The organism is Acinetobacter sp. F9 (genome assembly GCF_019195275.1).
GTDB lineage: Bacteria > Pseudomonadota > Gammaproteobacteria > Pseudomonadales > Moraxellaceae > Acinetobacter > Acinetobacter pseudolwoffii.
The window spans coordinates 845344-867512 of the sequence record NZ_CP078068.1 but is presented as its reverse complement, the minus strand read 5'-3'; the positions used below and the strand labels follow the sequence as shown (position 1 = coordinate 867512).

The 22169-nt window shown below is 43.2% G+C and carries 19 protein-coding genes; 11 read left to right on the top strand and 8 right to left on the bottom strand.

Annotation, left to right across the window (positions count from 1 at the left end):
* Positions 1-94: 94 nt before the first annotated feature.
* Positions 95-2599, bottom strand: a complete 2505-nt coding sequence (locus KT990_RS04215) for an acyl-CoA dehydrogenase (protein WP_218209214.1) — start codon at positions 2597-2599, stop codon at positions 95-97.
* Between the two features lie 708 nt (positions 2600-3307).
* On the bottom strand, positions 3308-4321 hold the full coding sequence (gene lipA / locus KT990_RS04210; RefSeq protein ID WP_005096430.1) for a lipoyl synthase: 1014 nt from the start codon (positions 4319-4321) through the stop codon (positions 3308-3310).
* 213 nt (positions 4322-4534) lie between these two features.
* On the opposite strand from lipA, the gene sthA reads away from it, so the two are divergent.
* Positions 4535-5950: a Si-specific NAD(P)(+) transhydrogenase gene (gene sthA, locus KT990_RS04205; RefSeq protein WP_005096431.1), complete on the top strand. Its 1416-nt coding sequence runs from the start codon at positions 4535-4537 to the stop codon at positions 5948-5950.
* 139 nt (positions 5951-6089) lie between these two features.
* Here sthA and KT990_RS04200 read toward each other — a convergent pair whose 3' ends face one another.
* From KT990_RS04200 to KT990_RS04190, 4 genes are all read right to left on the bottom strand, one after another.
* A complete protein-coding gene (locus KT990_RS04200; RefSeq protein ID WP_100534368.1) occupies positions 6090-6419 on the bottom strand; it encodes a four-helix bundle copper-binding protein in 330 nt (109 codons plus the stop codon).
* Positions 6420-6976: 557 nt separating this feature from the next.
* Entirely contained in the window at positions 6977-7111 is a 135-nt protein-coding gene (locus KT990_RS13600) for a hypothetical protein (protein WP_005096435.1), read from the bottom strand.
* Positions 7104-8318: an MFS transporter gene (locus KT990_RS04195; protein WP_180000824.1), complete on the bottom strand. Its 1215-nt coding sequence runs from the start codon at positions 8316-8318 to the stop codon at positions 7104-7106. Before KT990_RS04195 ends, KT990_RS13600 begins: the two co-directional genes overlap by 8 nt.
* 154 nt (positions 8319-8472) lie before the next feature.
* Positions 8473-9525: an OmpW/AlkL family protein gene (locus KT990_RS04190; protein WP_218209213.1), complete on the bottom strand. Its 1053-nt coding sequence runs from the start codon at positions 9523-9525 to the stop codon at positions 8473-8475.
* A gap of 446 nt (positions 9526-9971) precedes the next feature.
* On the opposite strand from KT990_RS04190, the gene KT990_RS04185 reads away from it, so the two are divergent.
* A complete protein-coding gene (locus KT990_RS04185) occupies positions 9972-10151 on the top strand; it encodes a hypothetical protein (RefSeq protein ID WP_004646507.1) in 180 nt (59 codons plus the stop codon).
* A 296-nt stretch (positions 10152-10447) separates the two neighbouring features.
* Here KT990_RS04185 and KT990_RS04180 read toward each other — a convergent pair whose 3' ends face one another.
* Positions 10448-11236 (bottom strand): hypothetical protein, encoded by a 789-nt coding sequence (locus KT990_RS04180; RefSeq protein ID WP_218209212.1) that lies wholly within the window; start codon positions 11234-11236, stop codon positions 10448-10450.
* Positions 11237-11469: 233 nt separating this feature from the next.
* On the opposite strand from KT990_RS04180, the gene uvrB reads away from it, so the two are divergent.
* From uvrB to KT990_RS04145, 7 genes are all read left to right on the top strand, one after another.
* The gene (gene uvrB, locus KT990_RS04175) at positions 11470-13491 is read left to right on the top strand and encodes an excinuclease ABC subunit UvrB (protein ID WP_005096439.1); all 2022 of its coding nucleotides are present in this window, start codon (positions 11470-11472) and stop codon (positions 13489-13491) included.
* Between the two features lie 145 nt (positions 13492-13636).
* Positions 13637-14224 (top strand): lipocalin family protein, encoded by a 588-nt coding sequence (locus KT990_RS04170; RefSeq protein WP_180000024.1) that lies wholly within the window; start codon positions 13637-13639, stop codon positions 14222-14224.
* 163 nt (positions 14225-14387) lie between these two features.
* Entirely contained in the window at positions 14388-15320 is a 933-nt protein-coding gene (rarD, locus tag KT990_RS04165) for an EamA family transporter RarD (protein ID WP_218209211.1), read from the top strand.
* A gap of 251 nt (positions 15321-15571) precedes the next feature.
* Positions 15572-17029: a glyceraldehyde-3-phosphate dehydrogenase gene (locus KT990_RS04160; protein ID WP_005096443.1), complete on the top strand. Its 1458-nt coding sequence runs from the start codon at positions 15572-15574 to the stop codon at positions 17027-17029.
* Between the two features lie 187 nt (positions 17030-17216).
* Positions 17217-17591, top strand: a complete 375-nt coding sequence (locus KT990_RS04155) for a winged helix-turn-helix transcriptional regulator (RefSeq protein WP_005171768.1) — start codon at positions 17217-17219, stop codon at positions 17589-17591.
* A gap of 29 nt (positions 17592-17620) precedes the next feature.
* Positions 17621-17809: a hypothetical protein gene (locus KT990_RS04150; RefSeq protein WP_228730814.1), complete on the top strand. Its 189-nt coding sequence runs from the start codon at positions 17621-17623 to the stop codon at positions 17807-17809.
* A gap of 120 nt (positions 17810-17929) precedes the next feature.
* Positions 17930-18136: a hypothetical protein gene (locus tag KT990_RS04145; protein ID WP_180077293.1), complete on the top strand. Its 207-nt coding sequence runs from the start codon at positions 17930-17932 to the stop codon at positions 18134-18136.
* Between the two features lie 122 nt (positions 18137-18258).
* Here the strand turns inward: KT990_RS04145 and KT990_RS04140 are convergent, their stop codons facing one another.
* Positions 18259-19452 carry an MFS transporter gene (locus KT990_RS04140; protein WP_074383014.1) on the bottom strand — a complete coding sequence of 398 codons (1194 nt, stop codon included), beginning with the start codon at positions 19450-19452 and terminating at the stop codon, positions 18259-18261.
* Positions 19453-19717: 265 nt separating this feature from the next.
* On the opposite strand from KT990_RS04140, the gene cgtA reads away from it, so the two are divergent.
* Positions 19718-20935: an Obg family GTPase CgtA gene (cgtA, locus tag KT990_RS04135; RefSeq protein ID WP_180000441.1), complete on the top strand. Its 1218-nt coding sequence runs from the start codon at positions 19718-19720 to the stop codon at positions 20933-20935.
* A 27-nt stretch (positions 20936-20962) separates the two neighbouring features.
* Complete coding sequence (gene proB / locus KT990_RS04130) at positions 20963-22096, top strand: glutamate 5-kinase (RefSeq protein ID WP_074383013.1); 1134 nt, start codon at positions 20963-20965, stop codon at positions 22094-22096.
* Positions 22097-22169 lie beyond the last annotated feature (73 nt).

Sequence of the window (22169 nt, the reverse complement as noted above, 5' to 3'; positions counted from 1 at the left end):
AAAGTGGCTAAAAAGCCACTTGGAAAGGTTCTAAAGTGAAATATTCAACTACATCCCACTTTGGAATTTATGACACCTTTGGTCAAAGTTTGATTTAAGGCGAAGTTGAGTGTGAAGGATCGGTTTGAACAGAAGTATCGGTTCCTGTCGCATCTGCTTTACGAATATGGGGGTTCTCCAGCTCCAATACTTCCTGTAAATGCAGATCAAAGACATCTGTGAGCATGCTGTCATAACGACGTGCATTATAGTGAAGCAGTTTTTCTGCTTCTCCATCATTAATAAAGCCATGTTGCTGTGCATCTGTCACATGCTCGGCAAAGCTTAAACCTTTAAACAGACCTTTGTTTTCAGCTTTTTTAAAGCGATCCCAAAGCTGTTCAATATCCAGTAGCAAAGCGAAAGTCGATTCCATGCGTCCAGTGACATCAGTTTCATGGGTATTGTAATAGACATGCTTTTTCAATACCTGACGGAATGCGTTATCTTCCATCATGCTATTTGCAACCTGCTGTTTAAGCTGGTCTGAGGGTTTGTGTAAAGGACGGCCAAATGGGAAACATAACAGCTTGACCATGCCTGCTGCTGCACCGGCCGGGAAGTTAGCAAACAGATCATAAAATGCTTCCTGCGCTGTATAGAGTGACTTTTCTATTGCAAGCTGTGCATGCAAACGTTCAGCTTCAGTCTTTTTGCTATGCTCAAAATACTTCAGAATAGAGGAGGCAATAAACAGGTGAGCATGAATATCGGCGAGACGTCCGGACAGCATTTCTTTGCGTTTGATATCGCCTGCCAGCAAACCCAGACACATGTCTGCGGTTAAGGCAAAGTTGGCGCTCAGCCGGTTAATGACCTTGTAATAAGGTCGGGTAAACTCAACTGCACTTTGAGGTGCTGTACTTGAACCACCCGTAAATGCGTAGGCAAAGGAACGGGCGGTACGGTTAAAGGTATAACCCAGATGTTTAAACAGTAAATGATCAAAAGGCTTGAGTGCTGCTGCCGGGTCTTCAGCCTGTAAGAGTTGTAATTCTTCATAGAGATAAGGATGGCAACGCATTGAACCCTGACCGAAAATCATCAGGGAGCGACTGAGAATATTCGCACCTTCAACGGTAATGGAGACAGGAATTGCCTGATAATAAGGTGCCAGAAAATTACGTGGCCCCATCTGAATGGCGCGGCCACCGACCACATCCATCCCGTGATTTACCACCTTACGCATTCCCTCCGTGGCATAGTATTTGGCAATCGCTGTCATTACAGCAGGCTTGCCGCCCTGATTAAGGCCACAAGTCACCAGATAACGGAAAGCTTCCAGCATATAGGTATCACTGGCAATTTCACTATTGGCTTCCTGAACACCTTCAAACTTGCCGACTGAAATTTTAAATTGTTGACGGATTCGGGAAAAAGCCCCGACATTTAAATAAGTCATTTCTGCCGCAGAAGTAGACAGTGCCGGTAGGGAAATGCCACGACCCACAGCCAGACATTCCATCAGCATGCGCCAGCCCTTACCGGCATTTTTTACGCCACCAATAATCCAGTCCAGAGGAATAAATACATCTTTACCTTCAACTGTACCATTCATGAATGGTGGGCCGGGATTATGACGAGGACCTACTTGGACCCCTTCGTGACTGGCAGGCAGCAGGGCACAGGTAATACCATATTCAGTCTGTTCGCCCAAAAGATGATCCGGGTCATACATTTTAAAGGCCAGACCTACCACTGTTGCAATGGGTGCTAGCGTAATCCAGCGTTTGGAAAAATTCATTCGCAAGCCTAGGACTTCCTGACCTTCAAACTGGCCGTAGCAGACCACGCCAGTATCGGGAATAGCGCCTGCATCAGAGCCCGCTTCCGGACTGGTCAGGCCGAAACAGGGAATTTCTTCACCTCGCGCCAGGCCCGGCAGGTAACGGTTTTTCTGTTCCTCAGTACCATAATGCAGCAATAGTTCACCCGGGCCGAGAGAGTTCGGTACCATGCAACTCACGGCCGTGGTGAGGGAGCGAGAGGAAATCTTGCTCATCACCCGGCTTTGGGCAAAAGAACTAAATGCGCGACCACCATATTCTTTGGGAATAATCAGGCCCAAAAAACCATGCTCCTTAATATATTGCCAGACATGATCAGGCAGCGCTTTCTGCTCGTGAATTTCCCATTCATCCAGCATGCTGCACAAGGTTTCAACTTCATTGTCCAGAAAAGCCTGTTCTTCTAGCGAGAGTTTTGGATAAGGATAGCTATTAAAGGTTTCCCAGTTCGGCGCACCCATAAACAGTTCTTTTTCCCACCAGCTGGTTCCGGAGTCCAGTGCTTCACGCTCTGTCGGACTGATGCTCGGCATGGCATTGGCCAGTGCTTTATAGGCCGGTCTGGAAATAAACGACATGCGCAGAGGGTCGATTATCACCACGAGGCTGATCAGGATGAGTGGGATACCAAGAATCAGTGACCACGGACTAAGAAAGGCACAGACCACTGACACGACCATCAGCACGATTGCACCCGCACTACGCGAGAGCTGAAAATAGAAAACTGCCCATAAACTCAGTAATAGCAGTAGCACAGCGAAAATAAATGACATTGTTATATTTCTCCAGATTTATACAACACCGGCTTTGTCTGGATTTCTCGGATATTTCACCACCGTTCATTCATTTTTAGTCGTTCGAGAATCAGACAGGTTTAGCATTGGATTTGTGAGAATGATCTTTTTAAGTATGGCAACGATATGTTTAAGTCTTGCATCTATTTTGAGGTTGTTGGAAAAATGATCAATCTTCAAGTGAGAACGCGCAAAGAAATGTGAAGATAAGTAATGACTTAATCTTTATCTCAAATAAAAAATGGGGTTTAACGCTCAGTAAAATTTTAATAATGGATATTAAAAAGCCCTCTACTGGAGAGTAATGCTGATCAGTTAAAGAATTTAGAAATAGACTCTTTAACTTTTTAGTCGTTCACGATGGAGTCTTAACTTTTTAAATCAAATATTTGTAAAACATTTGTTACTTTGGTTTTGCCCAAATGAGAAGCGAAACTTCGCAAGGAAGGCATCTTGTGATCCCTCACTGCAAAACTCGTCAGCCACTATCGACTCGTCAATTTGTCATGGAAACCATCATTTTTTTAATCTTGCGGTGCAATACACCTGATGCCTCAAATAGTTGCGGATGACTTTGCTATCTATCAAATATAATACTGAATTTAAAAAAGAAAATGCCAGTCAATTGCTTAACTGACTGGCATTACTCTACTTGAGAGGGCTTTTATTTCATTGGTTTAAACAGGACTAAGCTTCAATGGCCTGAACAGCAATTTTCTTGGCAGGGTCAGTTTTACGACGCACTGCTGGAACCGGTTCGCCGTAGTATTGACGATCGGCAAAGTAGCTTGAACGAACCATGGGTGCTGCCCAGATATTGCGGAAGCCCAGTTTTTGGCCATGTTCGGTATAACGTTCGAATTCTTCAGGGGTCACAAAGCGATCAATCGCTGCATGTTCTTTAGAAGGCTGTAGATACTGACCAATCGTCACATAGTCCACGCCGTGTGCATGCAAATCGTCAAGTAAGGCAAGCACTTCTTCTTCAGTCTCACCAATACCGACCATCAGGCCACATTTGGTTGGAATATCCGGGCAATATTCTTTAAACATTTTTAACAGGTTTAAAGAGTGCTGATAATCAGAACCTGGACGCATCGCCTTATATAAACGCGGCACTGTTTCAATATTATGATTAAACACATCGGGTGGACATTCGGTCATGATGCGCAGTGCAATATCCATACGGCCACGGAAGTCCGGTACCAGAATTTCAAGTAAAGTTTTTGGACTTAAAGCACGTGCTTCTTTAATACAATCGACAAAATGCTGCGCACCACCATCGAGTAAGTCATCACGGTCTACAGAGGTAATCACGGCATATTTCAACCCAAGATTAGCAATGGTTTCGGCCATGTGGCGCGGTTCATCTGCATCCAGGGCATTTGGTCGACCATGTGCTACATCGCAAAATGGACAGCGACGGGTACAGATATCACCCATAATCATAAAGGTTGCGGTACCGCCACCAAAACATTCAGGCAGGTTTGGACAGGCTGCCTCTTCACAGACAGTATGTAGTTTTTGCTCGCGAAGCGTTGTTTTAATCCGTTGTACTTCTTCCGGCGCTGCCATCTTTACGCGAATCCAGTCCGGCTTACGTGGTGTTTCAACCGTAGGGATCACTTTTACAGGAATACGAGCGACTTTCTCTGCGCCACGAAGTTTGACACCCTGTTCAGGTTTACGGTTTTCAGACATATTCAACTTTTCCACTGTTTTTGAAGGGGGAGATGATCAAAGATAGCGCGTTTATTATAACGAACTTAGCTATAAATAGGGCAAAAAGGGGTATTCATTTAAAAAATGTTCTCATCAACCAATATATGTGAGTTAAATACACAAAATCAACAGGATTTACGTCATAATAAGCAGGTAGATTAAAGTGAATTTTTTAATTTTGAGGAGCGTTGAATGCCACGTAAAAAAGAGGTCGTTAGTGGGACTTTCGTTAAATATGATGCGGTAGTTCTAGGTTCGGGCCCTGCGGGCGAAGGCGCGGCAATGAAACTTGCCAAATCTGGTAAGCGTGTTGCAATCGTTGAGATGCGTGAACAGCTAGGTGGTAACTGTACCCATGTAGGTACCATTCCAAGTAAAGCATTGCGTCAAACGGTATCCAGTATTATCCGTTATCAACGTGATCCACTGTTTCAGAAAGTTGGGGACTGGAAACAGTTCACCATGAAGCAAGTATTGCGTCATGCGCATAAAGTGATTCAACAACAAGTAGATACACATTCACGGTTCTATGACCGTAACAAGATCGATATCTATCATGGTCGAGCCTATGTTCAGGATCAAAATACTATTTTTGTATTTAGTCCAGATGGCATTAAAGAAACCTTGATGTTTAAGCAACTGGTCATTGCCAGCGGTTCGCGTCCGTATCGCCCAGAAATTCTTGATTTTAATCATCCACGTGTATTTGATTCAGATAAAATTCTGGATCTGGACTTTTCTATCCAGAAAATCATTATTTATGGCGCAGGTGTAATTGGCTGTGAATATGCATCGATTTTTATTGGTCTTGGGCATAAAGTTGATTTGATCAATACCCAGCACAAACTGTTAAGCTATCTGGATGATGAAATTTCCGATGCGCTGTCTTATCACTTGCGTGAGCAAGGGGTGCTGATTCGTCACAATGAACAGATCGACTTCCTGGAAACATTTGATGATCACGTGGTGATGCACACGCAAAGCGGCAAAAAAATTAAAGCCGATGCAATTTTGTGGTGTAACGGCCGTTCAGGCAATACCGATGGTTTAGGTCTTGAAAATGTAGGTCTGAAACCAAACAGCCGTGGTCAATTGACTGTAAATGATCAATATCAGACTGAAGTTGAAAATATTTATGCTGCCGGTGATGTAATCGGTTGGCCGTCGCTTGCATCTGCTGCTTATGACCAAGGTCGTTGCGCGGGTGCCAATATGAGCGGTGAGCCAGACGTTGCCCCCGTTACTGATATTCCAACCGGAATTTATACCATTCCCGAGATTTCTTCGATTGGTAAAACTGAGCAGCAGTTGACTGAAGAAAAAATTCCGTATGAAGTCGGTCAGGCCTCGTTCCGTCATTTGGCGCGTGCGCAAATTACCGGTGACACTATGGGCGAATTAAAGATTTTGTTCCATCGTGAAACGCTGGAAGTTTTGGGTGTACATTGCTTCGGTAATAATGCATCTGAAATTATCCACATTGGTCAGGCGGTGATGAACAGTCCAAACAATACGATCAAGTATTTTGTGGAAACCACGTTTAACTATCCGACCATGGCGGAAGCCTACCGTGTAGCGACACTCAATGGTATGAATCGTTTATTCTAAGCGAGATGTTTGCCTTGGATTTAAAAAAACCCGTAAGTGAAGGCTTGCGGGTTTTTTGTTTTAAATGCTTTAAATCAGCTAGAAGATAAAGCATTGACCAATTCAATTCGGATGAAGATAAAGTTGATTAACTTGGTTTTTAAGCAGCCATTTTTCGGCATTCTTCTGCACAACGGCGACAGGCTTCTGCACATTGCTGACAATGTTCATGTTGGTGCTGACTGCATTCCTCTGCGCAATAATCACAAGCCTTGGCACACAGCTCGCAGATTTCCTGCATAAAAGGCGATTGCTTCTGCTCCATACGCGCGCAGAGCTGACAAATATCGGCACAATCCAGACAACGCTGGATGCATTCACGCATCATTTCTACATGTTCTTCTTTTAAGCAGGCAGCTGCACAAGCAGTACAGGTGAGGGAGCAGCTCATACAGGTTTGAACACAATCTGACAAATGACTGGTATTCATCTTTTTCTCCTTAAGGCGATAAACATATTCATGACTGAATACGCTAAGCAGAAAAAGGAAAACACACTAGGTTAATTAGGTGAGAAAAAGTAAAGAATAACTTGGTTATGTAAAAGGATATACGAAAGAATCTTATATTCATCAAGCTTGAAAAATAAAATTCACTCGAGCAGAACTGGCAATATCCCAAAAATAAAACACCATTGAGGTGGTTAGTTCCTCAATGGTGAAAGTGTATACCTCGCTGATCTAATTCTTCTGGAAGGCTGGATTATCCCTTTTTTATTATGATGTTTCTCATTAAAACGGGCGACTACTGGCAAGACTGATCCGTTTAAGCAAATGGTACTGATCGGCTGGAAAAAGACAACGGGAGTGTAAAGTCTCGGAATTTTCTTGTTCATGAGCATCTAAGAAAATTTCCAGATTGAAATAAAATTAAAAAAGTAATGGTCAGTTTATGAATAACCTTGTATTTTTATTATTCTATTGATTATGAATCATTTAAGTTATTGTGCTGTGAATTGTGTTTATTTAGCTGAGTAAATTTCAGCAGTTTAATGCGCACAAAAGGCCTGATTAAAGTATTCAAACAGCTGCGGTGTCTGGATCCATAATGCCACCGACAGAGCGAATAAAAGCAAGAGCGCCACAGCAATCGAGATTTTGAGTATGAGCATAGAATCAGTCATGCACAATTTGCTCCTCATTGACCCAGAAATGTACCAATACGCCAAAAATGCTTAAGGCAATCGACAGCATCCAGACAGCATTATAATTACCACTCAAGTCATGATTGACTCCGCCAAGATAACCACCGAAAAACGAGCCGACCTGATGGGTAAAAAACACGATACCACTGAGCATGGTCAGGTATTTCACCCCGAACATATTCGCCACAATGCCGTTGGTGAGCGGAACGGTCGATAGCCAGAGTAATCCCATAATGACACCAAAGGCATAGACTGTCCATGTGCTCAGTGGCAGCATGAGAAAGGCAATAATTGCGATCCCGCGTAAGCCATAGAGACCCATCAACAAATGCGGCTTGGAATATTTACCCCCGAGCCAGCCCGCAGTATAGGTGCCGACCACATTAAATAGACCCACCAATGCCAGAAAAATAGTCCCTGTGGTGGCATTAAAACCGTGATCAATCAGATAACCCGGCAGGTGAATGCCAATAAATACCACCTGGAAACCGCAGACAAAAAAGCCCATAGACAGAAACCAGAAGGGTTTATGATTTTTCACTACCAGCAGAATCTGTTTAAAACTGAGGGACACTTTATTGGGTGTAGATGCTGCATTTGGATGAATATACATTGGTGCTTTCAGCATCCAGGCCAGTGGTACAATCAGGGCAATCAAAATCGCACTGACCACCAATGCTCCTGACCAACCAACATTCTGTAACAGCAACAGGGTCGAAGGCAGCATGATAAACTGGCCAAAAGATCCGGCCGCACTGGCAATACCCATCGCCAGACTGCGTTTTTCTGGTGGTGCAGCACGTCCTACAGCAGACAGTAAAACCGGGAAAGATGTTGCAGACAGGGCCAGACCTAAAATCAGGCCCACACTCAGATTTAACAGCAGTCCAGTAGAACTGATCGCCATGAGTAGCAAGCCCACGGCATAGAGTGCCCCACCTACGGCAACGACAATCTTGCTGCCATATTTATCTGCGAAGGCTCCAGTAATGGGTTGTACTGCTCCCCAGATCAGGTTTTGCATGGCAATCGCCAAGCTAAAAACATTATGTCCCCAACCAAATTCATCACTCATCGGCACCAGATAAAGACCAAATGCATGACGTACGCCCAATGACAATGCCAGAATGATAGCGGAGCCAATCAGCATAAAAATAAGCGCTTTGGAAAATGGAGTATCGGACATAGGGCAGGCAGGCAGATAAAGTCAGCGCTTATAGTATTCGATTCAGGTAAAGGAGGCGATAAAATAAAAATTGATCGAAAGATAAATTTTTTTTATCAATATTTTAAGCCTAAAAAAACGGCCGAAGCCGTTTTTCTGAAACCTGATATTGAACTTAGAAACGCATGCCAATACCGGCATAGGCCAGAATCGGATTAATCTCAATATCTGCCTTGGAACGAATCAGTTCACCCAACGTACTATCAGTGACGGTAATGGTTGTATCATTTTTCAGATGTGCGTAGGAGACTGAGCCGACCGCAAACCAGGTATCATTAAAGTCATAACTGAAGCCAACCGTAGCGACAGGGGCAAAGATATCTGAGGCTTCAAGTTTTACTTTAGGATCGGCTTCACTTAGCTTACCTTCAAGGGAAGCACCAGCATTGCCTTGTTTAATATTGGCAATCATATGTCCAGCAGCAATCAGGTCCTGCTCGGTACGCGAGTTGATTTCCAGTTCATTAAAATAGGCATACATCACACCTAAGCCGACATAAGGACGAAATTTATTCACTCCGGTTTTACCAAAGTGATACTGGAATTCAACGGCAGGTGTCCAGGCACGGGCCGAGGCAGCAGGGCCATAGGCTTCCAAGTCCGTAATCAGAAGATCATTGGCCAATTCAAGGTTGCCTAAGGCACCCCCCAGGGGGGTTGCGATGGCCGAAAATGGGGCATAGATTTTACCACTGCCTTTTAAATCCACTTTGGGTGGAATACCAGCTTTCACTTCAAAGGAAATATGATCAGTAAAATAGTAATTTGTCATGATACCTAAGGTGGTGACATCATCGGCTTCCAGACCAGTCCCTGGATTATTCCATTGTTCTAAACCTTGAATGGTGGCTTGCCCACTGAGGGGAGCCGAGATTTCGGGTAGGTTTAAAGCTAAATCGAGTAAAGGCGGGATTTTATAACCTTCACGAATATTGTCGCGTACAGTACTTGACTTGACTGCCCCGACATCACTTACTTCACCATTTTTGACCGCAGTATTGACTGCAAAAGCTTGGGCCTTACCTTGTGGCATCACATGCAGTGCACCCACAGACACAGAAAAGCGTTTAAAGCCATCTCCATCCTGTAGACTAAAATAAGGCGAATCTGCGTGGGCGACCATAGGTAAAGTGGCAAGGCCTGCCATACATGCCAGCATTGTTTTCATTGATTTGGAACTCCATGTCCAGTGTATTTATTCGTTTTTCTAGTTCACTAATTATGTGAACTTCATTAAAAAATTCAGTTATAGAACAATAGATCAAAGGTTAACCATCGGTTAAGATTGGTAGCTTTTGTGTGTTTTTTGTATGCAAGGTTTGAGCTGTTAACAAAGAAACATCTGTAAAATAAGTCTTTTAAAATGTAGACAGTTAGTTTAAGTAGAGAAAAATCTGGTTTTTATCTCAGCAGAATTTCGATTTTTTAAGTCCTCAATATAGGTTTTTGTTCCTGAATGAGGCCGATTTTTGCAGCAAGTCGTTTAGGAATGAATTGATTTTTGCTTTCCGTGCTTGAGCTCCAAATAGCACTAACAGAATTTATCCAAGATCCTGCTACCCAGTTGCTTGAGTTTTTTTGTACAATAGGCGCATATATTATTGAGTGAATCATATGAGCACCCAAACACCTCCCAAAAAAAAGCCTCTGGTTAATTTACCTTTCCCGATCAAACAAGCGGAGCAAAATGCTGCGGAAGAAGTTCTGGAAGATTTAAGACCAAGACCGCAGCGTTATGCTGACCGTACCTGGATGCCGCCACGCGGTACGCGTCGTTCAATGGGTAAACGCTAATTGGTCGAACTCAAAAAGCTATGATGAGTCATGGCTTTTTTTGTGTAAATTTTTAGATATTCAGCAATTAATATTTCATCTATTTCTTTATTTCTCGAGCAGATAAAACCCTGGTCAGATTTTTCTCATTTCTCATTTCTCATTTCTCATGTGCATGATCTTGATCGAATACATGCAGCATCTCAAAAAGCTCATCCGCTAAGCAGAATAAAATAATTAGTTGATCTATTGATCTTGCACATCTTATGCCCATAAAAAAAGCCAATTCAGAAATTGGCTTTTAGAGAGATAAGTTATTAGCGAATGCTTTTACGTGCTTTATTTTCCGGTTTTGGTGGGGCAATTTCTCGCTGTTCTTGCCAGACATCAATAAAGTCTTTTTCATTAATATTATACAGCTCAAGTAGCGCTAAAATTACACCCCCAAACAGCATGGCACCTTCCGAATGACTCTGAAAATCGATCAGTTTGGTATTTAGATTATGCAGGATATCTTCAATTTCGAAGACCCGTTCCCGCCCATTGCTGTCGGTCGGATAGATCTGGGTATTTAAAATAATCCTCGCCAGACTTTTTTCATTTTCGGTCAATGGCAATTCTTCAATCAGCTCATCAGTCGCAGGATTTAAAATGACTGAATCGCGAAAAATCGTATGTAAGAAGTTTGCGCTTAATTTGGGTAGAGGCTTTTCCACAAAAGGGCGAAAAGATTGCGGGAAAATGACATTGCGTGAAATGCCTTTAAACATCGGTGCAATTTCTTCGACTTTATAACCTGCGATCCCGCATCCTAAAGACGTAATAAAATATTTATTTTTAGAATGGTTTTTGGTGTAAATCTTGAAGTCATCGATATAGTGCTGGATTTGTGACAGTGGCATTTGCTGCAAATGCTCGTTCATGGTTGGAATGGCATAGCTTTGACCCGACCAGCCACGACCGACGCCCATGACTGCACCAAAATGCTCAAGCGCTGTTCTTGCTGCACCTGCACCATGCTGTCCCGCCAGATTGCTGCCAAAAACAAACACAGTATTTTCCGGAAGGGATTTAACAATACTTTCATCGTGATAGTAGTAAGTCATAATTGTCTATTCGAGGCCATCCTGATCTTCATGTTGCCTTTGATCGGGGTTGGGGTCAAGTAAAAAGCAGGGATGGCCTGAATGTTGAAAGACTGACTAAATATGAGAATTCTCAACATATTTCTCGACTGTCATCATCTGTTGGATTTCGGTATTTTGGCTATGGAATCTGCTCCGGCAAGTCTGAAATCTGCTAAAATTCCTGATCCGCATTCGAGTTGAGACATGTAGCTGTGACTGATAAGCAACCCTTTGAATTAGTAACCAGTTATCAACCCGCAGGTGATCAGCCACAGGCCATTGAAAAGCTGGTCAAGGGTATTGAACAGGGCTTTCATGATCAGCTTTTACTGGGCGTTACCGGGTCGGGTAAGACTTATACCATGGCCAATGTAATTGCACAGACCCAGCGTCCGACCATTGTCATGGCACATAACAAAACGCTGGCTGCACAGCTTTATGGCGAATTTAAAGCATTTTTTCCGAATAACGCCGTCGAGTATTTTGTCAGTTATTATGATTATTATCAGCCGGAAGCTTATGTGCCATCTTCAGATACTTTTATCGAGAAAGATGCCGCAATTAATGACCATATTGACCAGATGCGTCTTTCCGCGACCCGATCATTATTAGAACGTCGTGATGCAATTATTGTCGCATCAGTTTCTGCAATTTATGGTTTGGGTGATCCGAATGCTTACATGAGCATGTTGCTGCATGTGGTGGAAGGCGATCGCATTGGTCGTGATGACATTATTCGCCGTCTGGTCGAAATGCAGTATTCGCGCAATGAACTGGAATTCCTGCGCGGTACTTATCGTATTCGTGGCGAAATTATCGATATTTTCCCGGCAGAATCGGATCAGGATGCCATCCGGATTGAACTGTTTGATGATGAAGTCGACTCGATTCGCTGGTTTGATCCCTTGACTGGGAAAATGGTGCGCAAAGTCCCGCGGGTGACGATTTATCCCAAAAGTCACTATGTCACGCCAAAAGACAATTTATCCCGCGCGATTGAAACCATTCGGGAAGAACTCAAAGAACGACTGGTATTCTTTCGTGAAAATGACAAATTGCTGGAAGCGCAGCGGATTGAACAGCGTACCCGTTATGATCTGGAAATGATGCAGCAGTTGGGCTATACCAATGGCATCGAAAACTACTCACGTCATTTGTCTGGACGTCCTTCAGGCGAGGCGCCGCCAACCCTGTTCGATTATATTCCCGATGATGCCTTGCTGATTATTGATGAATCGCATGTGACTGTGCCACAAATTGGTGCCATGTATAAAGGCGACCGTTCGCGCAAAGAAAATCTGGTGAATTACGGCTTCCGTTTGCCAAGCGCACTAGATAACCGCCCGATGAAATTTGAAGAATGGGAACGCATTGTCCCGACCACCGTTTATGTCAGCGCCACGCCAGCTCGCTATGAACTGGAAAAATCGCAGCAGATTGTCGAGCAGGTGGTGCGTCCGACCGGTCTGATCGATCCTGAAATTGAAATTCGTCCGGTACTGACGCAAGTCGATGATGTACTTTCAGAAATTAATCTGCGTAAAGATATCAATGAGCGGGTACTGGTCACCACCTTGACCAAGCGCATGGCAGAAGACCTGACCTCTTATTTGAAAGAGTACGGGATTAAGGTCGCTTATTTACACTCGGATATCGATACTGTTGAGCGGGTCAAGATCATTCATGAGCTGCGTACTGGCGTACACGATGTGCTGGTCGGGATTAACCTGCTGCGTGAAGGTCTGGATATGCCGGAAGTGTCGCTGGTTGCGATTCTGGATGCCGATAAAGAAGGTTTCCTGCGTTCTGAGCGTTCTCTCATTCAGACTATCGGGCGTGCTGCGCGTAACCTGAAAGGGAGGGCGATTTTGTATGCAGATCGAATAACTGACTCAATGCAAAAAGCCATTGATGAGACAGATCGACGTCGTGCCAAGCAGATTCAGTTTAATGAAGAGCATGGTATTACTCCGCGTAGCGCAGTCCGTCAGGTAATCAAGGAAATTGATACCGGTGAAATATTGGATGATGATTCAATTGAATTGAAAGCTTCTGATCAGGCGCGCGCGATCAGTGCAGATGAACGACATATCATGGCAGACCCGAAAATGTTTGCGAAGCATATTAACAAGCTTGAAAAGGAAATGCTGAAAGCCTCTAAAGAGTTACAGTTTGAGCAGGCTGCACGTCTGCGTGATGAAATTTTGCGCTTAAAAGCCCAGATGTTTGATTGATTTTTTTTACATGAAGTTTTATTTCAATGACCTAAAGTCAATCATAAACCAAACATAATGTAACAAATCAAGTGCTTGGATAAGGCTATTGTAAGAACAGAAAATTTTTAAATAAATATTTTGTGAACATATAATAGGTATTTTTATGACAACTCAAAATTCTTCAGGTACTGGATTGAAGCTGGCAAAAATTGCTGTGGGTAGTGCGGTTCTTCTGGGTTTGGGCGCGGCAACGATGGCCTATGCGCAAAATGAGCCATTACCGACCGTTGAAAAAGTAGAACTGGACCGTTATTTGGGGACTTGGTATGAAGTGGCGCGCAAGCCTTTGTCTTTTCAAAATAAATGTGATCGTGATGTCACTGCAACCTATACCTTGAATGAAAATGGCAATATTGTGGTCGATAACCGCTGTACTAAAAAAGATGGTCAGCCAACCCAATCCTTGGGTGAGGCATTTGTGCAAGATCCACCGCAAAATACCAAATTAAAAGTCAGTTTCCTGCCCGACTTTATTCGCTGGATTCCGGTCGGGCGTGGCGATTATTGGGTCTTAAAACTGGATGAGAATTATCAAACCGTTCTGGTCGGTGAGCCTAAACGTAAATACATGTGGATACTATCACGTAATCCGCAATTAGATAAAAATGTTGTAAACGAATATTTGCAATATGCACAGTCTGTGGGTTATGACCTGAGTGATGTGATTCATACCAAACAAACGCAAAGATAGAAATATCTTCTTAATCGAAACCATGCTTAGGCATGGTTTTTTATTTTTATGAGCAAAAATATATTTCAAAGTAGGGTAGTGATTTCACTTTAAATAGATGAAGCATCAAGCTTTCTAGTGTACTAATCGTTATAATGCCGGCGAATGAAAGTAGAGTTTGACTATGTATAAAGGCATTGCGTTATCTGTATTGGCCTCGGTGGTTTTCGGGGTGCTCTATGTATTTACGCCTTTCTTACAGCCTTTAGATAGTGAACAGACCTTTGCCTGGCGTATGCTGGCCACGATTCCGTTTTTAACTGCCTTTATGTGGTGGTCGGATGATCTGCAACATATCAGCAGTATCTTTAAGCGGGTTTTACAGCAACCTGCGTTTTTGATCTGGTTGCTGATCAGCTCTTTGTTATGTACCACACAGTTATGGCTGTTCTTGTGGGGCCCTATTAATGGCCGTGGCCTAGAAGTCTCACTCGGTTATTTTTTGTTGCCTCTGGTGATGGTGCTGGTCGGCTGTATGCTCTATAAAGAGAAATTATCATCATTCCAGATGGTGGCTGTCACTTTGGCTGTATTGGGTGTAGGGCATGAGATCTGGCGAATTGGTTCAATTGCATGGGAAACGGTCTATGTGGCTTTGGCCTATCCTTTGTATTTCTTCATGCGGCGTAAATTTGCTACGGATCATCTGGGGGGCTTCTGGTGGGATCTATTTCTGATTTTGCCCGCTGCATTTTATCTGGGTTTTATTTATAGCGACTCGATGCAGCTCATGTTAAATCATTCTCATTTAATCTGGGCAGTATTGGTATTAGGTTTTTTGAGCGCACTGGGACTCGGTAGCTATATTCTCGCCAGCCGATATTTACCCTTTGTGATCTTTGGATTGTTGAGTTATCTGGAACCTGTGCTGTTGGCCTTTGCCTCGATGGCTTTGGGGGAGCGTGTGGAAGCTGGCGAGTGGCTGACTTATATTCCAATTTGGCTTGCCGTATTGGTGCTGGTGATTGAAGGAATTCTGCATCTATTTAAGCAGCGTAAACAGCAATTAGCGCTTAAAAAAAATCTGGCAAACTATCAGGATCGACTAGACTCTTAAAATTAAAAAGAGATCGAATGAATAAACAACATTTAACAAATTTCTGCTCCGTACGGGAAAACGCATGCTTTTAAAATTTTTGAATGCAAAATCATTTAGCTAATTGCAACTATTTCCCAGATTTATAGTGAATATACGTTAAAAACCACTCGTCTCGGTGAGCTTTTGATTCAAAGTTGCCTCCAATTCCATTACAATTATCGGGTTTTGAAATTTATGCCTAGATTTACAATTAATTAGAGGACGTATCTGTGAGCAAAGACACTATCGTTGCCCTACATGCAGAGCACCAAGGTCGCTGGAAAAACCGTGAAGAACTTGCGGAACGCATGATTGCCCTTGTTGGTCAGTTATATCGTGAAAAAAATATTGTAGCTACAGTTTATGGTCGCTCTTTAATTAACCGTTCTGTGATTCAGATCTTGAAAGCACACCGCCGTACTCGCGTACTCGATGTTGAACTTTCGGTTGTAAATACATTCCCAATTCTTGAAGCATTGGCGAAAGTTGAGAACATCGGTTCTGCTGAAGTTGATCTAGGTAAACTTGCTGTTGAATTTAAAGAAAAAGGCGGCGACATCGATGCATTTGTTGCAGACGCTGTTAAATCTCTAGAAGGTAATGCTGCTGCTGTAGAACATAAAGACGTAGTTCTTTATGGTTTCGGTCGTATCGGTCGTATCCTGGCACGTTTGATGATTGGTCAATCAGGTCTGGGTCGCGGTCTTAGCCTGAAAGCAATCGTGGTTCGTAAATCATCTGATGGTGATTTGGAAAAACGTGCATCTCTACTGCGTCGTGACTCGATTCATGGCCCATTTGCAGGCACGATTTCTGTAGATGAAGAAAACGAAGCAATTATTGCAAACGGTAACTTCATTAAAGTGATCTATGCGTCTAATCCTTCTGAAGTGGATTACACAGCATATGGTATTAACAATGCACTTGTAATCGACAACACTGGTAAATGGCGTGATGCTGAAGGTCTTGCTCAACACCTGAAATGCCCGGGCGCTGCTCGTGTTATTTTGACTGCACCTGGTAAAGGTGACATGAAGAATGTGGTTTACGGTGTGAACCAGGCGGACATCCTTGCTGAAGATAGCATCATCTCTGCTGCAAGCTGTACGACTAACGCAATTACTCCAACACTGAAAGTATTGCATGATAAATACACCGTGTTAAATGGTCATGTTGAAACAGTTCACTCGTTCACAAACGACCAGAACTTGATCGATAACTACCATAAAGCGGACCGTCGTGGCCGTGCTGCAACATTGAACATGGTTATTACTGAAACTGGCGCAGCGAAAGCAGTTGCTAAAGCGCTGCCAGCACTTCAAGGTAAATTGACAGGTAATTCTGTACGTGTTCCTACGCCAAATGTATCACTTGCAATTCTTAACCTGACTTTAGGTCAAGACGTTGATCGTGATGAAGTAAACGAATATATTCGTCAGATTTCAATCGGTTCGATCCTTCAAGGTCAAATCGGTTATACCAACTCGACTGAAGTGGTCTCTTCTGACTTTATTGGTTCACGCACTGCAGGTGTATTTGACGCGCAAGCAACAATCACTTCAGGCAACCGTTTAACTGCTTATGTTTGGTACGATAACGAAGTGGGTTATAGCTGCCAGGTATTACGTATTGCTGAACAAATGGGCGGCGTAAGCTATCCTAAAGTTCCTGCAGAAACAAATGCATAATTTGTTGATGTAGTTTAAAAAAGAGTCTCTATGGAGGCTCTTTTTTTATACTTATTTTTTATTGAAGTCGGGTGGATTCGATTCAATCACGAAATGTAAATCAGCTTGCTGACGAAATATTAATCTGTTAGCTTACAAAGAGTAAGTATATTAAAATCAGTAAGTAATAAAATCCCGAGATAGATTTATGACAAATTATGCAATTAGTCCGTTACTAGGGCAGGTTTTATCAACTGAATGTCCATCACGTGAAATATTGGAACATCTTGCCAATAAATGGTCGGTCTTGGTGTTGCGTTGCCTGAGTGAAGGTGTGCATCGTTTTAGTGAACTGAAACAACGGATTGAAGGGGTGAGTGAAAAGATGCTCTCCCAGACTTTAAAAGTGCTGGAACAAGATGGTTTTGTGCTCAGAACGGTTTATCCGGTTGTGCCACCAAAAGTGGAATATCAGTTGACCATTACCGGTTCACAAGCTGCAGATAAAGTGATGCAAATGATTCACTGGATTGAACGTGGTTTACCAGAAATTTTAGAAAATAAACAACGTGTTGCCAAATAGAAGCTAAATTGCTTTTGGGGTAGCAAGAGATGAAAAAGTCAGAAAATCTGTTGGCTACTTTACTGGCAGTGTATGCAATCATTTTAGTTTTATGCATTGCGATTTATGCAATCTTCAAACTTTTAGATGTTGATATTGCTTTAGCGACCAATCTCTTGCTTTGGTCAGCAGGGATATTTGCACCGATTGCCGTGTTGATGACATATACGAGTTGGTGAGAGCAAAAAAGTGCTGAAACAATTGCAGAGTATAGTAATGAGATATATAAAAAATTTATTCATTATTGCAGAGTTCTAGAAAACTATTCCTTAACATGGCCAAAGCGAAAAGATACAGCAATGGTTACGAAAGAACTTGAAAATTATTTTGAGGATATTTATCCAATATTAATTCTATATTTTGATTTTCTTAGAGAGTTAAATAAGTATGAATTAGTGGAAAAAACTCTACGATTTGAGAGAGTGCATTATGATCTATTGCAAGTAATGGAAGCTATTGATGAAGAGGAGGATTTGGAAAAATGGTGTGAGTATTCAAATGAATAGCCTATATATTCAGTTGGGGCTACACAGATACTTAAACAAATTAATAATGATTTAGTAAAAATAATATTTCATAATAGCTGAATAACAAAAGGAATAAACCGATCGATTTATTCCTTTGTGAATCAAGCATTTTGCATTTTCTTAAAATCCAAGCGATCAATCAGTAAAATTCCAATCGAGAAAATAAAGCCAAGGATCACGCAACCGATCCATTCAAACTGCTCCCAGGCATAGACTGCACCAAGCGAACCTAAAGCGGCACCACTAAAGTAAATCGTCATATAGACTGCATTAATACGTGAACGCGATTTAAGATCAATCCGATAAACCAGATTCTGATTCAAAACATGGAAGGCTGTCAGACCAAAGTAGGCCATCAGCACACCAATCGCATAGATTACAATATTGTGCTGGGCAAAATATAAGGGCAGTGTAGAGCCGAACATCAGGACAATGCATAGCTTGGCGACCAGATTTTCTCTACCTTGTCCTACGGTTTTGCCTGACCAGCTTGATGAATAAATCCCGATCACGCCCAGTAAGCCAAATAACCCAATTTCGAAATCGGTGAAATAATAAGGTGCATTGCCTAATACAAAAGTCATCGAGGTAAAGATCATCGATAAAATTCCAAAACCCAAGGCACCCGCACAGGCACGCCGGATTAAATGTGGATTCTGACCTGCAAGGCTAAACAAAGAGCGGTAAATGTCACCAATAGTTAAGCCTGCCTGAGCTTGAGTATCGGGTAGTTTTTTCCACATGAGTGCTGCAAAGAGCAAGGTGATCACACCGCTGGATAAATACACACCTTCCCAAGACCAGTAAGTGGAAACAAAGCCGGCAAAGGTACGTGACAGAATAATTCCCATCACCAACCCACTCATCAGCTTACCCACTGTAGCAGCGCTGGATTCAGGTGGGCTAATGGTCGATGCAAAAGGAATTAAGATCTGCGCCGAGATTGCGCCAAAGGTGGCACACAAGGTAAACAGATATAACATTGATAAAGTCGTACTGAATGAAAGCAATATCTGCGAAATGGCTGCAAAGACCATCAGGTTAACGATCAGTTTGCGTTTATTCAGAAAGTCTCCCAAAGGAACCAAAAGCATTAAGCCGAGGACATAACCAATCTGTGCAATCACCACGGCAAAACCGGCCTGACTGGTACTAATGCCCAGACTTTTCTCGATTGAATAGATCAGAGGCTGGTTAAAATAGGCAGAGCCTGCACATAAGCCACATGCCATTGCCATCAATAATACAAATTGTGATGACAATGGACTGACAGATTTCCTTTCTGAATTGCTCATAGGCCCGACTCTTTTAACATTGCCTACACTATAGGCAGTTGCACGACAAAGCAGAAATAATTAAAAACAATCAAGTGATCATTAAAAAGTATATTAAAACAAAAGCATAGAGCTTAGTTTTGAAACTTATCAAAAATTAATGGCTGTTCAATAACATGACAGGATTAAATAAGCGATCTTCATGGAATAGCATATAAATATAGTCGAGAAATTCTTTAAAATATGGCAGAATATGGGGTTTTAAAGTTTTTAGAGGATTGGCAATATGCGCTTTGTTGATGAAGCAGTCATTACCGTAGAGGCTGGCGACGGTGGCAATGGCGTAGCCAGTTTTCGCCGTGAAAAATTCGTGCCATTTGGTGGTCCAGATGGTGGTGATGGTGGTCGTGGTGGCAGTATTTATATACAGGCTGACGACAACACCAGTACGCTAGTTGATTATCGTTATACACGTAAATTCCGTGCAGAACGAGCAAAAAATGGCCGTGGGGCGAACTGTGCTGGTCGTGGCGGTGAAGACACCGTATTAAAAGTTCCAGTTGGAACAACAATTGTAGACGTCGAGTCTGGCGACATTATTGGTGACTTGATCGAAGATGGTCAACGCGTGAAAGTGGCAGCAGGCGGTGACGGTGGTCTAGGAAATACTCACTTTAAATCATCGACCAACCGTTCACCACGTAAGTGTACGCATGGTCAAAAAGGCGAATTCCGTGAAATCCGTCTGGAGCTTAAAGTTCTGGCAGATGTGGGCTTGCTGGGTATGCCAAATGCGGGTAAATCAACCTTCATTCGTGCAGTATCGGCGGCAAAACCAAAAGTGGCAGATTATCCATTTACCACCATGGTGCCAAACCTGGGTGTGGTCGATGCCGACAGTCACCGTTCATTCGTGATGGCCGATATTCCGGGTCTGATTGAAGGCGCATCTGAAGGTGCAGGTCTGGGGATTCGCTTCCTGAAGCATCTGGCACGTACCCGTATCTTGTTACACATCGTTGATGTACAACCGATTGATGGTTCAGATCCGGCGCATAATGCCAAAGCAATTTTGAAAGAGTTAGAAAATTTCTCCCCAACACTTTCAAAACTGCCGATCGTATTGGTGCTGAATAAAGTCGACCAATTGGCTGAAGAAACACGTGAAGAATGGTGTACTCATATTCTTGAAGAATTGCAGTGGGAAGGCCCGGTTTTTGAAACTTCTGGCTTAACCGCTGAAGGTACCAAAGACGTGGTTTACTACCTGATGGATCAGATCGAAGAGCAGCGTGAACGCGAAGCTGAAGATCAAGAATATGCAGCAGAAATGAAAGCATTCCGTGATCAGCTTGAAGCTGAAACACGTGAACAAACCATCGCTGCAAAAGAAGCGTATCGTGAGATGCGTCGTCAGCAACGTCTTGCCGGTATTCTGGGCGACGACGAAGATGATGAAGATGGCGATGATGATAGTGATGTGGAAGTGTACTACGTACGCTAATCTCTGAGAGAAGAGTCTGAGGACAAGATGATAGAAGTGGTAGATGGGCAGCGTCAGCTCAAGGGTTGTAAACGAATCGTTGTTAAAATCGGATCATCTTTACTCACAGCAAACGGACAAGGTTTAGATTTAGATGCCATCTCGCACTGGGCGGGACAAATCGCAGATCTACACAATGCAGGACACGAGATTATTCTGGTGTCTTCCGGTGCTGTGGCTGAAGGTATGGTGCGAATGAAACTTGAGAATCGACCCACCGATCTACCCAGTCTTCAGGCTTGTGCTGCCATTGGTCAGATGGGCCTGATTCATACCTGGTCAAGCGTACTGGAGAAACACCAGATTCGAACGGCGCAGGTATTGTTGACCCATGATGATCTGGCAGATCGTCGCCGCTATCTCAATTCATGTGATGCTTTGCAGAACCTGATTGACTGGCGCGTGATTCCAGTGATTAATGAAAATGATACCGTTTCTACCGATGAAATCCGCTTTGGTGATAACGACACGCTGGCTGCCATGGTGGCAGGTCAGGTGCATGCAGATCTTCTGATTATCTTAACGGATCAGGAAGGTATGTTTGACTCAGATCCACGCTCGAATCCAGATGCCAAACTATTCCATACGGTACGTGCGATGGATGAGAGCCTGTTTGATATGGCCGGTGGTGGTGGTAAATTTGGTCGCGGCGGCATGCTGACCAAAGTTCGTGCTGCACGACTGGCTGCAAAGTCCGGTTGTCCGACCTTAATTGCAAGCGGTGATAGTGATGCTGTGCTATCTCGTCTGATGTCTGGTGAATTGTTAGGAACCTTGTTTGTGACTGACAAAGATCGGATGACCGCGCATCAGCAATGGTTGGCAGCACACCTGCAAACGGCAGGTCGTTTGGTGATTGATGATGGTGCGGTAAAGGCCATTAAAGACAATCATCGTAGCTTGTTGCCTGTCGGCGTCAAAGCGGTTGAAGGACATTTTGAGCGCGGTGATGTGGTGGAATGTGTGGATACACAAGGTCACCGAATTGCAGTCGGTCGTGTTAACTTTAGTTCGCGTTCGGCAGATATTGTACGTGGTCTGGCTTCTGATAAAGTGCATCAGGTTTTAGGTGAAGCGCGTTCACTCGAGATGATTCACCGCAATCATATGGCGATCTACTAAGTCATTCAGATTTAAATTTCAATCATAAAAAAATCCCGCTTTCGAGCGGGATTTTTTATGACATCTTAATGCG